The following is a 13,591-nucleotide window of genomic DNA, read 5'->3' as shown; positions in this document are numbered from 1 at the left end:
ACAAAAACTCGCTACATCATGTGGTAAAGAATAAACTTAATTTTATTTTATAGCTTATTTGCTACGGATTGCTTCCACTGGATCTAATCTAGAAGCCATCAAAGCCGGAACAATACCTGATATCAAACCAATTAACGTCGAAATAAAGACTGTCAAGAGTACCATCTTTATACTCACGACAATTGCTAACCCAGTACCAATTTTAACCAATAATGTGATCAGAAACACGATAGATAAGCCAATAGCACCGCCTAATAGACAGAGCACGATTGATTCGATCAAAAATTGAGACAATATAAAAAAGTTTTTAGCTCCTAAAGCCTTTTGAATACCAATAATATGTGTACGTTCTTTGACACTCACAAACATAATATTGGCTATACCGAATCCGCCTACCAATATGGAGAAAATTCCAATACAGAAACCGGCTAGATTTACAATGCCAAACATTTTATCCAGTTGGGAAGTTATCATGGTTGTTTGATTAATTGAAAAATCGTCCTCTCGTTGTGGAGAAATGCGGTGAATTGAACGCATTAAAACTTTAATTTCACTTTCAGCTTCTGCTAAAGAATACTTTGACATCACTCGAACAGCAATACTGGGTGAAAAATTATCGTAATTAACTAGATTTCGAGCAAGCTCAAAGGGAATAAATGCACTATTATCAGGAGAAGTATTGATCAGCACTCCTTCCCCTTCCTTCTTTAATACACCAATTACCTGTACCTTCCGTCCCAGCATGTTGACATATTTTCCCAGAGGATCACTATTTGGGAAAAGTCCCTCTGCGATGACAGCACCTAAAACAGTCACTAATGACCCTGCACGGGTTTCGCTTTCGACAAAATATCTACCTTTTTCAACATTCAAATTCTGAATACTGTACTGATCCTGTGTACCTGCTGAAATAGACACTCCTGAGGCGTTATTATTTTTATATTTAATCGTAGAATTACCGATATCAATCATATAGGCAATTTTATCTGCTGTCGTTATACGTTCTTTCAGCATTAAATAATCCTCATATTTAGGTTCTGGTCTATTGAGATATTTCCACCAAGGGAAATCGGGTCCTCCAGTCCAAGGCCATTTCTGAACATATAATGTATTTGATCCTATCTTCTTAACAGAATCTTCTATATTATTTCGTAATGTATCAACAGCTGAAAAGACACCAATAATCGTTAAAATACCTATTGTTACCCCTAATAAGGACAATAAAGTACGCGTACGGTTATCTTTTAGAGCCGATAGTGCGAATTTTGCACTTTCCTTAATGAGACCTATTGCTAGCATATTCAGGTTCTAAATTACAATTAAGTTTTGATTTTATGTCAAAATCAATTCATTAATCAATTTAATCCAGAAAGAAACTCCCTTTTAACTAAAAAATTGACTACCTTTGTATGCTTATTTATGTTCCAATAAGTCTGTTATAGGGAACTTAAATACATATAAAAGGCAATCATTTAAAATATCAATATTAAAGATGAAGTTATCTCAATTTAAATTCAACTTACCAGAGTCTCTTTTGGCGTCTGAACCAACTGAAAATCGTGACGAATCACGCTTAATGGTTTTACACCGTGATACTGGTAAAATTGAGCATAAAATTTTTAAAGATGTATTAGATTATTTTGATGACAAAGATGTCATGATTTTAAATAATACAAAAGTTTTTCCGGCGCGTCTATATGGCAATAAAGAAAAAACTGGTGCTACAATCGAAGTTTTCTTGTTACGTGAATTAAACAAAGAACTTCGTTTATGGGATGTATTGGTTGATCCAGCTCGAAAAATCCGTGTAGGAAATAAACTTTACTTTGGAGATGATGATTTATTAGTTGCTGAAGTTGTTGACAACACAACTTCACGTGGACGTACAATCCGTTTCTTATTTGATGGAACTGATGAAGAATTTCGTCGTAATATTGAGATTTTGGGTGAAACTCCACTTCCAAAATATATTACTCGTAAAGCAACACCTGAGGATAAATTTCGTTATCAAACAATTTATGCTAAAAATGAGGGAGCTGTTGCAGCACCAACTGCAGGTCTTCACTTCTCTCGCGAGTTGATGAAACGTTTGGAACTAAAAGGTGTTGATTTTGCTGAAGTAACTTTACATGTTGGATTGGGAACTTTCAGAACGGTTGAAGTTGAAGATTTAACAAAACACAAAATGGATTCTGAGCAGTTTATCATCACTGAAGAAGCTGCTAAAACAGTAAATAAAGCTATTGACTTAAAAAGAAGAGTTTGTGCCGTAGGAACGACTTCAATGCGCGCAATCGAATCAGCTGTTTCTGCTGATCGTCACTTAAAACCAGCGAACGATTGGACGAGTAAATTTATTTATCCGCCATACGATTTCAGTATTGCAAACTCAATGATTACGAATTTCCATACTCCAGAATCTACTTTATTAGTAATGATTGCTGCTTTTGGTGGTTACGAACACGTTATGAATGCTTATGAACAAGCGGTTAAAGAAAAATACAGATTTTACAGCTATGGCGATGCCATGTTGATTATCTAATCGACAATTAAAAAATACAGACGTGGATAAATAGTATATTTATCCACGTTTTTTGTTTTCAATCCTTTTATATTCATCATAACTCATGATCGATCAAAGCTTTGTTTTAATAGTTGCGGCTGGCAAAGGTAGTCGTATGCAGTCAGATTTACCGAAACAATATCTATTGATGAACGGGAAACCAGTCTTGATGCATACGATAGAGAAGTTCTATACAAGTACCAAACAACCCCATATCATCATAGCGATTGATCCAGCAATGGAGTATTTTTGGAAATCTCTTTGTCAAGAATACAAGTTCACTATTCCTCATGATATTACTTATGGAGGAGAAACCAGATTTCAGACGGTCAAAAATGGAATTGCATTTATCAAAAAAAAGCAACTAAATTTACAGGAAATTGCTATCGCTGTACATGACGCGGCGAGACCTTTAATAGCCACCAATACAATTGATCTGGCCTATGAACAAGTGAAGGTTTCTAAAGCGGTAATCGTTGCTCGTTCGTGTACTGATTCTGTTCGTATGACGACAGCAGATACCAACTATGCAATTGATCGTAATCATATTTGGCTTGTACAGACACCTCAGATTTTTGAAGGAGGTTTATTAGAAACAGCTTATGAACAGGATGAAGAGGCGACTTTTACAGATGATGCTTCCGTTGTGGAAAGATTAGGTATACCTATTCATATTGTGATTGGTGATTATAAAAACATTAAGATAACTTATCCTGAGGATCTGGAAATTGCACAGATCTACTCAAAAGTATAGAAGTGTATAATTACAACCTGATCTCAAGTTGATCGTAAGCTAAAGTGATATTTGCAGGAAGTTCCTTCACAACATCTTTATGCAGCCCCATTCGATGACCAATATGTGTTAGATAAGTTTGTTCAGCTCCTATTTCTTGAGCAAAAGCTACAGCTTCATCCAAAGTCATATGCGAAACATGGCTTTCTTTTTGTAAAGCATTTATAACTAAAACTTTCAATCCCTGAAGTTTTTCTTTTGTTAAATGGGATACGGTCTTTGCATCTGTAATATATGCAAAATCGTCTATTCTGAAACCTAAGACAGGCATTTGATAATGCATCACTTCCAAAGGAAGAATTTCCTTTCCAAACAATTGAAATGGTTTTAATGCTTCAATTTCCACTAATTCTAAACGCGGTATCCCAGGGTATTTTACTCCAGAAAAAGCATAATAAAATTCTCTTCTTAACGCATCATGAAGAACATCTGTACCATAAATATCAATGGAAGACTGTTGCTTAAAATTAAATGCTCTAACATCATCAAGACCTGCGATATGATCTTTATGTGAATGTGTCATTAATACCGCATCCATATGCATCACATGCTCGCGTAGCATTTGATATCTAAAATCTGGCCCCGTATCTACGACAATGTTTCTATCGTCATAACTAATCAAAATAGAGGAACGAAGACGTTTATCAAAATGACTATTTGATAAACAAACAGCACATTGACAAGCGATAACAGGTACACCCTGCGAAGTTCCAGTTCCTAAAAATTTGACTATCAACGTTTTGATTTTAGTTTAGTAATTTGTGTATAAATAGTAAGGTGCTTTTCATTAACGCGTGATTGATCGATGTCGATTTCCGTTAAAATAGCCATCAAAGACTGAATTTTCATCTCTAAATTAGAAAACTTATTCACGACAACTACAAGTGAACTCTGTAACACACACGCTCCTGTCTTAAAAGTCCCTTTCTCGTACCTCACCCTATATCCCTGATCCTTAAAAAGTTCTTCGATCTTATCTAAACTTCCTTGTGTATATGCTACCAATTTTTCCCTTATTTATGCTTGTGCCTATATTCAAACTTAGATAAATTTGCTCAGATTTGCAATACAATTACCTCCAATTGAGCAGGAATTGTACAGGTTGCAATGCACTTTTATCATTATTGATTGCCTATAGAATTCTGATTTTTCTGCTAAACCTGGCTGGAAATGATTAGCAATCAGTCCCTAAATAATTGTATATGAAAAGCTTTATACATTAAATTTTAAAGATTACTTCGCCAATCGAATTATTTCTTCACCAAAGATATCCCAGCTATATTTTTTCTTTTCCTCTTTCATATTTTCACGAAAGACACTTCCTTTATTTTGATCATAAAAAGATGCTATTCCTTTTGCAATTTCTGCTACATTAGGTTCGACAACGGTACCAACGAGTCCATCGTGCACCAGTTCTGGCAGTCCGCCTACTCGAGTAACGATCATAGGAAGATCAAAGTGATAGGCTACTTGGGTAATACCGCTTTGTGTGGCAGTTCTATAGGGTAATACGACAACATCGGCCGCACAGAAATATTTGCCAACTTCATCACTCGGAATAAAGGAAGTATGGAGATAAACACGGTCTTGCAAACCGTACTTTTGAATTAGTGACTGGTAAAGATCGTCATCTCCATAAAACTCTCCAGCTAGCAATAATTTTACATTCAATTCCTTAAGTTCTACTTTTCCTAACGCTTCCAAAAGCATATCCAATCCTTTATACTGGCGTATAAAACCAAAAAACAAGACAACTTTGTCTTCCACTGGTATCTTAAGCGCTGCTCTAGCTTGTTCTAGACTAATGCTAGGACCATAGTTATCGTATAAAGGATGTGGTGTATAAGTTGCAGGTATCTTAGAATTGATCTCTTTTAAATCGTCCAAAACACTTCTACTCATCGTAACACAACCATCAACAGCATTTAAGAAGTATTTCGCTAATATTTGGTCTCCAATCCGATGTTCATGTGGAATGATATTATCAGCAATACATACTACTTTTGTGTGTTTGTTTTGACGTACAATTCTTTGAATCGTTCCAAGGCAGGGCCCAAAGAAAGGCATCCAGAAGCGCACGATTAAGAGATCATAATTTGCTTTCTTTAATTCCAGTCCTATTTTAATCCAGTTAAAAGGATTGACAGAGTTCACCTTTGAAAAAATTCGTAATCCATTTGGTGCGGACTCATCTGAAAATTGCGATTTACCAGGAAATAAAAAATTTGGGTACTGGAGTGAAAAAGAATAAATATCCACCTCATGTCCCATTTGCTGATAATGCTCGGCCAATCGTTCATTAAATGAAGCTATTCCCCCTCCTCTTAATGGATATGCAGATCCTAAGATAACAATGCGCATTTCTATTAATTATATTACTTTCTCGATCTGATAATTATTACGATCTGTACTATTTCTCGAAACCAATTCTGCCAAAAAACCGGTTAGAAACAATTGTGAACCAATGATAATCGCTGTCAGTGATAAAAAAAACATCGGCTGATCTGTGACATCTCTAAATGGTGTTCCAGCTGCGATACTCATCAATTTATGACAGATCAAGTATAAAGTAATAATAAGACCTACTAAAAAACTCACTACACCCATTACACCAAAGAAGTGCATAGGACGTTTAGCAAATTTTCCAACAAAAAATATGGATAATAAATCAAGAAAACCCTTTACAAAACGACCTGCACCAAATTTGGTTGTACCGTATTTCCTTGGATAATGTTGTACAACCTGTTCTTGAATATTGGTAAAACCTGCCCATTTCGCTATAACAGGAATGTAACGATGCATTTCTCCATACACTTCAATGTTTTTAACAACATCTTTACGGTATGCTTTCAATCCACAATTAAAATCATGCAAATTATTAATTCCCGACATACCTCTTGTCACAGCATTGAACAGTTTAGTAGGTAATGTCTTTGTAAGTGGATCATAGCGTTTCTGTTTCCATCCAGAAACTAGATCTGCCCCTTTATTCATTATACGATCATACAATTCCGGAATTTCGTCAGGACTATCCTGTAAATCGGCATCCATTGTAATTACCACATCACCTTGAGCTGCTGCAAAGCCAACATTTAAAGCAGCAGATTTACCGTAATTACGTCTAAATTTGATTGCTGAAATATTGTTATTGCTCTTTTTTAATTCTTCAATTATAGCCCATGATTTATCCCTGCTTCCGTCATCAACTAAAATAATTTCATAAGAAAACTGGTGTTTAGCCATCACACGGTCTATCCATGAGGTTAGCTCTGGTAAAGATTCTTCTTCATTAAGAAGGGGAACAACAACTGAAATATCCATATGTACGTTGATCATTGTCAATATATTTGCTTTATAAACAAGTTAAGGTATCGTCATTCTGACAACACCTTAACGTAATGATTTTTTTTTAAATTTATCCTTTTAAACAGCAGGATTACTGCTAGCTTTTTGACCATTTTTTGTCAAAGCAGCTAACATTAGGGCAAACAAAAAATAAGGAAGTAAGGTGATAATAAAACCTTTTGCACGAGCGCCCAAAGTCATGTTTGCAACCGATTCATTATCTTTCTCCATTTGTTCAATGCTTACATCGATTGTTTTTTGCTTTTCTTCTTCACTGGCAAAACCTGTACTTCTTTCCATACTTTCAATCCTAGCATTCATCATTACATGAAAATTTTCTTCCTGAAGAGTTGGTTCTACATATTTTAAATAGGTAAAGGTACTTACTGAAGCGACTAAATGATTAATTACAAGCATGATGTAAATACATTTCAACGCCTTACTAAAGTCCCAGATACCTCCCATTTTTTTTCGTAGCGCAAAGGTTATTAAAACCGTCACACCTAAAAATAAAATAAAATTAAAAAATGGATTGCTGTATTGCAATAAGGCTGATCCTTCTAATGGCTTTACTACATAAATGGAACATAATCCTAAGATAAATGAAATCACCCCTAAGCCAACACCATATAGGATACTTGTAATCTTACTATTTTTGTCAACACCAACTTCCATTACCCCTTGTAAAAATTAGTAATAATTTGATAAAGAGCGGCATCGAAAGCTTTGTTTTCACTGTGAGATTCATACTCTTCAAACTGCGCATCTTTAGGGTTAATCTCACTGAAGAAACTTATGATTGCATAAAATAGTTCATAAACCTCACTTGATGGATTGATTGTTTTTGCAGTTTTTGCAATTTCTGCATATGTACTTTCTACTAAAATTTGATTCGCAATGATATCTTCATAAATCTCATGCTCATCTTGAAACTCATCTTCATTAACCAATAAAAACTCCTTCAAGTAATCATCTAAATCAGGATCAATCTCATCATCTTTACATTCACGTAAGTATAAAAATATATTCAATAGTTCTGTACCGCGATCTATTGTTTCATCTTCGATTTTCTCCCATTCTTCAGACTCCAAATAATCTTCTTCTAATTTTTGAATATCAATAGAAAAAAAGTTCATCAATAACAGATCGACATATACTTCTCTTAACTCATCAAATAGTGGATAGTCATCAAAAGCTTCATCCAATAAAGCCAATTTATCGATATATTTTCCACCGGTATCAAAAACATGCTCAACTTTTGTTAAAAATTCTGATTTTGTTTCGATGTTATCTACTCTACCGTAGGTATTGATCCCTGCAGCAACAGCCGCTTTAATATTCGCTTCCATTATTAAGCATTTTTTATGATTTGACCATTATTGATCACTAATTTAACTTTTCCTTTTAACTCTTTTCCGAACAAAGGACTATTTCTAGATTTGGATCTGTTTGATTCTTGATCAAAAATCCAATTTTCATTCATACTGAATAGCACCAAATTGGCCACTTCACCCTCTTTTATTTCAGGTAAAGTTAATCCAACTACCTGTCGTGAATTTACAGCTAATTTTTCAACTATCTGTTGTTCGTTTAATCCTGCTTTGATTAAAAGAGGTAAAACAGTCTGTAAACCAATTATACCATTTTTTGCGATATGAAATTCAACATTTTTAAATTCAATTTCATGCGGAGTATGTTGTGAAACAACAGCATCAATAACACCATCCTTCAATCCTTTTATTAACGCTTTTGCATCGGATTTGGTACGCAACGGGGGACTTACTTTATAATTACTATCAAAATCAACAATTTCATCATCAGTAAAAACCAATTGATGTGCGGCAACATCACAGGTAACCTGAATTCCTTTTGCTTTTGCCTTTTTTATCAAATCTACCGCTTCGGCTGTACTTATCGTAGTAAAGTGAATAGGTGACTCGGCATATTCAGCTAGATAAAGGTCACGAGAAACCATCAAAGACTCTGCAAGATTAGGAATACCTTTCATACCTAAATAAGTACTCATCACCCCTTCGTTCATTTTATTACCTCCCGCCATTGAAGCATCTTCTGGATGAGCAATGATTAAGCCTCCAAATCCGCGCACATATAATAATGCACGGCTCATTAAACCAGCATGCTGCATACTTTTATTACCATCACTAAAAGCAATGGCACCAGTCTGTTTCATATCATACAACTCAGCCATTTCATGACCTTCGCGATTTTTACTCACTGCTCCGATCGGTAAAATATCTACCAAATTACCTTTTGCAATATTGACAATTAAAGCGACTTCAGCCCTGCTTTGGATTGCCGGTTGCGTATTGGGCATCACAGCAACAGCAGTGTACCCTCCAGCGGCGGCAGCAGCAGATCCAGAAGCAATATCTTCTTTGGTTTCCAAACCTGGCTCACCAAAATTAGCATTTAGGTCAAAGAAACCTATAGAAAGGATATTTCCTGAACCATCGAATATTTCTATATTTTTATCAGCGACTTCAATGGAATTTGCAATTTTGGAAATCTTTCCTTTTTCAATGAATACATCAACCACCTGTTGATCAAATTCATTTCCCGGCAAAACCACTTTGACAGAAGTAATTAATACGCTTTTCATATGCTTAAGAAGTTGAAATTTATTAGATTTGAATAGTAAGTACGCGCAATTTTAAAGCACACTAATACTCTTTCCTTAGTAGAATTCAATAAAAATAGCGAGTTTTCTCTTTGAAAATTAGAGGAAGGATTATTTTTAATACGTGTAGCTTTAGACTGCTTCATTTCAAAAAACAAAGTTACAAAATACTATCGATTCTCCATTGAATTTTAGAAAATATTCACGTAGCTATCGCTATTCTGTTCCCCACTGATAATGATTAAAATTAAAACCAGCCAGACTCAACACCCGATCCACGACTGTACCTGCCAATTCATCAAAAGTTTTCGGTAAACTATAAAACGACGGTGATGCCGGGCAAATAATACCACCTGCATCAGTCACAACTTTCATATTTTGAATATGAATATGACTTAAAGGCGTTTCTCTAGTTACTAAAATTAATTTTCTACGTTCTTTCAATATGACATCAGCTGCCCTTGTTGTTAAATCAGAAGAGATACCATGCGCGATACGTGCTAAAGTCCCCATTGAACAAGGACAGATAATCATCGTGTCAAATCGTGCAGATCCCGAAGCAAATGGCGCAAAAAAATCATTTTTACTGTAAAACTGGAAAGGGAATTGTTCATAATCTTTATTTTGCAACTCCTCCTGCCACACAACTTTGGCATTGTCTGACATTACTACTCCCACTTCACTGATCTGATCTTTTAATTCCATCAGTCGATTTAGCAGAACCTTAGCATAGATGGAACCACTTGCTCCTGTTATTGCTACTACAATTTTTCTAGACATAATTTCCTTTTAATAAAACAAAGCTATAAAAAAGGGTCGAATAAGGAATATTCGACCCTACATCTACCTATGAAAAACAAACCCTTGGGAGGGGCGTATACAAATATACCATAAGTGTGAATATTTTAAAGGATTTTTTAAAAAAAAGAATAATTGTTACAACTATATTCCTAAAAATAGTTAAAAACACCTTATTTATTACCTAAAAGCCTGATAAATTAAAACTTAACAAGGTTATCTACATGCACAACCAATGATTATTAATAAAAAATAATCTGTACATTTCTTTTATAAATCCAGATTTTCATCACTTTTTTTTTCTATTTTAGTTACCGTTAAGATCGTATAATACTAGAAAATGAGTTTAAGTATATTAGAACAATACATCGAATCTGGAAATAGTAGAGATTTAGATTTGCTTTTAACAAGTAACCCAGCCTTAATCTTAGAAGAAACAAGTCACGGCATTTCGCCTTTATTACTAGCTTGCTATTTTCATAAACCTCAAATCATCCGCGTTCTTCTTCAGCACAATCAAGGCTTAAATATTCATGAAGCAGTGGCTGCCGGCTTGGATAATTATATAGAAGCGATGATTAAACAGTTACCTTCAGTTGTTAATGAGGTCTCCACACATGGTTATTCTGCCCTCGCTTTAGCGACCCATTTTAATAAAGAAGATGTTGTTCGTCTATTACTTGCACATAAAGCCAATCCTGATATCCCTACCCAAAATGAGGAACATCTCTACCCGCTTCACATTGCTCTTCTAAATAAAAACACGGCAATTACAAAGCTACTTATTGAAGCTGGAGCAAATGTTAACAACAGACAGCAAACAGGTCTTACCCCATTGCATTTAGCAGCACAACAAGGAAATATTGAAATTATCGTTTTACTCCTTGAACATGGAGCTATTATTGAATTAAAGAACTCCAATAACAAAACAGCATCAGATCTCGCTGCCTCAAAAGGCTACAGTGATATTGCAACAATACTTAAGGATATGTAAACTAACGCCGGAGCAATTCTAAGCCAATCCCACAACGTAAGCATTGTTTTGAATCGCAATACTTCCTTTTTATATGCAACAAACCTTGTGAATGTGCCGCATGCCAAGCATTAACCCCTATATCTTCAAATTTTTGAATAATATTATTTCTTTCAGTTGGTAATTCTTCTAGCCATCGCATTGCCTTTTCTTTCAAATCTTCCAGCTTAAAGTAAGCCCCATAAGAAAATGTTAATGCAATAAATGCATTAATAATCAAGCTATTTTGACTCATTTCACTTAAACTATGATCACTAGTCGCTAAGGATTGCTTCGCAAAACTAAAATGAGTCTTCCAGTAATGAGTAACCCTTATATTATTAAGTAGCGATCTAAATTCACTTAAATTTTCAATCGCTAAGATTCCTTGTAGACGAACACTTTCATTTTGTAACAAACTGGCTAATTGAGCTATTCGAATAGTGGGAAAATTGTGAGGTCGCATCCGTGAAAAAAGCAGTGGAAAATGAGTTTCTTTTAAGGAATAGGCTTTTTTAAGATAAAGATATTCCTTTTGTAATTGTAGAGGATATGCTTCGTCAAAAGTAGAATTTAAAAAACCCGCCTGACCAAAAATCATAGCTTCCAATTTACTGATATCTGTCCTATATTTCAGCAATAATAAATTTGACAATTGCTCGCCTAAAGCCTGAAAAGCGTCTGCATTTACTTTAAATCCGAAACTTCGAAACAGCCATATAAAAAATATTTTCTCCCAATCTCCATCAAATTTTTGTAGTAATTCAAGTATCAATCTTGACTTATCTTCCATTCTTTCTACTGCCATACGCTCTACCCAGCTCTCCACTTTAAAACTATCTAAATGAAGTATCTGACTTTCACATGGAATCCAACGTTGCCCATCCATTAAACGCTGATATTGCTTCAGTAATTCTTCAGAAACATAATCCGACAGTCTGAGTGTTGGCACAAGGGAGCCATCTTCATGAATCACTTCTTGATCATGATCCCACACAACATGTAAAATTACATTTGCATATTTTGCATCTTTTTGATGTCCATGTAGAAACCAATCAGATGATCTGACATGAATCTCCACATTACCTGTCCACAACTCACTTCCGATACGGATTTTTGAAAACAAGAAATCTGGTCCTGCATTGTCATTATGTTCACCTACATGTAAAACTTGGATGGATTCGCCATTTACGGTTTTTAATTGATCTGTGTGATACAGACGCAACCTCCATATGAATTGCAAAAGATCTTCAGGAATAGCCATAACCTAAAGATAATCAAATAATTTAAAGTTTATATATTTACGATAATTTCCAATTGATCATCCGAAATTTTCATAATTTCTTTCAATTCACCTTTTACCTGCGGGGCTTTTATCCCGCCATCCAAAGTACGTTTACTTTTAAAAACCCTAGCCTCATCCCACAGATTAGCTTCAATAAATAGGGACAATGTCTTTGCTCCACCCTCAATAATAATAGATTGCACATCCATTAAATACAATTGATACAAAATATTTTGAGGAAGATACCAATCATAATTTTCCAATTCGATATACTTATTATGACCAGACCATTCCGTCTTCAAAGCATTAAAAATAATGGTTTCAGCTTCATCGTTAAAAATCGCAGCTTCAGCGGGAACGGAAAGTAATTTATCTATCAATATACGTTTCGGATTTTTTCCATTCCACTCGCGTACGGTCAAGCTAGGATTATCAACCAATGCAGTCTTAGCACCCACTAAAATTGCATCTTCCTCAGCTCGCCATTTATGAACCAACTGCTTACTCGCCACATTACTAATCCACACTTGCTCCCCTTCTTTTCCAAGATACCCGTCTGCACTTTCTGCCCATTTGAGAATAACATAAGGGCGATTTTTTTGAACACGTGTCAAAAATCTGCGATTTAACCACAAAGCCTCCTGTTCTAATAGTCCGATCTCAATAGCTATTCCTGCATTTTTTAAAATCTCTGCACCCTTACCGTTCACTTTGGCGAATGGATCTAAACATGCTATATATACTTTTTTAGGCTTGTATCTTGCAATAAGATTTGCACAAGGTGGTGTCTTACCATAATGTGCACAAGGTTCAAGACTAACATAAAAAATTGACTGTCTTAATTTAGCTGCGGCCTCATCCCCATAATGGTCCAATACCTGCTGAATAGCATTTACTTCGGCATGAGCTCCACCGTAAGGTGATGTAAAACCCTCTCCTATAATTTGGTCATCACAGACAATAACAGCACCCACCATTGGGTTAGGGCTTGTAGTACCTGCTCCCAGAACGGCCAGTTCCAGGCATCTCCGCATGTAGCTTTCTTGCATATTCATATACAAAAGTATCAAAACAATACTGTAACAGAAAATACTAGAAATATTGTAAATTTTGATTCTTCAGTAATTCTAAATATAACATGAGGATTGATTATTTTT

The 13,591-nt window shown here is 35.1% G+C and carries 14 protein-coding genes; 3 read left to right on the top strand and 11 right to left on the bottom strand.

The genetic code is table 11. The annotated features are described in order from the left end of the window. Positions 1-54: 54 nt before the first annotated feature. Positions 55-1,299 (bottom strand): ABC transporter permease, encoded by a 1,245-nt coding sequence (locus tag WH188_RS01745; RefSeq protein WP_132771824.1) that lies wholly within the window; start codon positions 1,297-1,299, stop codon positions 55-57. Positions 1,300-1,492: 193 nt separating this feature from the next. Here WH188_RS01745 and queA point away from each other — a divergent pair, with 193 nt between their 5' ends. Together queA and WH188_RS01735 are read left to right on the top strand one after the other, a co-directional pair. Next, entirely contained in the window at positions 1,493-2,542 is a 1,050-nt protein-coding gene (gene queA / locus WH188_RS01740; RefSeq protein WP_045752934.1) for a tRNA preQ1(34) S-adenosylmethionine ribosyltransferase-isomerase QueA, read from the top strand. An 85-nt stretch (positions 2,543-2,627) separates the two neighbouring features. Further along, entirely contained in the window at positions 2,628-3,317 is a 690-nt protein-coding gene (locus WH188_RS01735) for a 2-C-methyl-D-erythritol 4-phosphate cytidylyltransferase (RefSeq protein WP_168128190.1), read from the top strand. Positions 3,318-3,327: 10 nt separating this feature from the next. Here the strand turns inward: WH188_RS01735 and WH188_RS01730 are convergent, their stop codons facing one another. The 8 genes from WH188_RS01730 to WH188_RS01695 all read right to left on the bottom strand — a co-directional run bounded on the left by WH188_RS01730 (position 3,328) and on the right by WH188_RS01695 (position 10,119). Beyond that, on the bottom strand, positions 3,328-4,092 hold the full coding sequence (locus WH188_RS01730) for an MBL fold metallo-hydrolase (RefSeq protein ID WP_168128189.1): 765 nt from the start codon (positions 4,090-4,092) through the stop codon (positions 3,328-3,330). Continuing rightward, positions 4,089-4,361, bottom strand: coding sequence for a hypothetical protein (locus tag WH188_RS01725; RefSeq protein ID WP_021188135.1), 273 nt, complete (start codon positions 4,359-4,361; stop codon positions 4,089-4,091). Before WH188_RS01725 ends, WH188_RS01730 begins: the two co-directional genes overlap by 4 nt. Positions 4,362-4,589: 228 nt before the next feature. Beyond that, positions 4,590-5,717: a glycosyltransferase gene (locus WH188_RS01720; protein WP_168128188.1), complete on the bottom strand. Its 1,128-nt coding sequence runs from the start codon at positions 5,715-5,717 to the stop codon at positions 4,590-4,592. Between the two features lie 9 nt (positions 5,718-5,726). Continuing rightward, complete coding sequence (locus WH188_RS01715) at positions 5,727-6,677, bottom strand: glycosyltransferase family 2 protein (RefSeq protein ID WP_168128203.1); 951 nt, start codon at positions 6,675-6,677, stop codon at positions 5,727-5,729. A gap of 102 nt (positions 6,678-6,779) precedes the next feature. Further along, the gene (locus tag WH188_RS01710) at positions 6,780-7,376 is read right to left on the bottom strand and encodes a DUF4199 domain-containing protein (protein ID WP_339423167.1); all 597 of its coding nucleotides are present in this window, start codon (positions 7,374-7,376) and stop codon (positions 6,780-6,782) included. Continuing rightward, the gene (locus WH188_RS01705; RefSeq protein WP_339423166.1) at positions 7,376-8,050 is read right to left on the bottom strand and encodes a hypothetical protein; all 675 of its coding nucleotides are present in this window, start codon (positions 8,048-8,050) and stop codon (positions 7,376-7,378) included. Before WH188_RS01705 ends, WH188_RS01710 begins: the two co-directional genes overlap by 1 nt. A gap of 2 nt (positions 8,051-8,052) precedes the next feature. After that, complete coding sequence (locus tag WH188_RS01700; protein ID WP_339423165.1) at positions 8,053-9,321, bottom strand: dihydroorotase; 1,269 nt, start codon at positions 9,319-9,321, stop codon at positions 8,053-8,055. A gap of 234 nt (positions 9,322-9,555) precedes the next feature. Then, the gene (locus tag WH188_RS01695; protein ID WP_132771829.1) at positions 9,556-10,119 is read right to left on the bottom strand and encodes a UbiX family flavin prenyltransferase; all 564 of its coding nucleotides are present in this window, start codon (positions 10,117-10,119) and stop codon (positions 9,556-9,558) included. A gap of 358 nt (positions 10,120-10,477) precedes the next feature. On the opposite strand from WH188_RS01695, the gene WH188_RS01690 reads away from it, so the two are divergent. Continuing rightward, on the top strand, positions 10,478-11,131 hold the full coding sequence (locus WH188_RS01690) for an ankyrin repeat domain-containing protein (protein ID WP_021188140.1): 654 nt from the start codon (positions 10,478-10,480) through the stop codon (positions 11,129-11,131). 1 nt (position 11,132) lies between these two features. Here the strand turns inward: WH188_RS01690 and WH188_RS01685 are convergent, their stop codons facing one another. After that, positions 11,133-12,413 (bottom strand): DUF2851 family protein, encoded by a 1,281-nt coding sequence (locus tag WH188_RS01685; protein ID WP_208699332.1) that lies wholly within the window; start codon positions 12,411-12,413, stop codon positions 11,133-11,135. Positions 12,414-12,442: 29 nt separating this feature from the next. Then, entirely contained in the window at positions 12,443-13,489 is a 1,047-nt protein-coding gene (gene ribD, locus WH188_RS01680) for a bifunctional diaminohydroxyphosphoribosylaminopyrimidine deaminase/5-amino-6-(5-phosphoribosylamino)uracil reductase RibD (protein WP_339423164.1), read from the bottom strand. Positions 13,490-13,591 lie beyond the last annotated feature (102 nt).

Origin of the sequence: Sphingobacterium sp. MYb388 (genome assembly GCF_037479535.1) — a bacterium.
In the GTDB taxonomy this organism is placed as follows: Bacteria; Bacteroidota; Bacteroidia; order Sphingobacteriales; family Sphingobacteriaceae; genus Sphingobacterium; species Sphingobacterium anhuiense.
The sequence above is the reverse complement of the archived record's forward strand: the minus strand, read 5'-3'. Positions and strand labels throughout refer to the sequence as shown.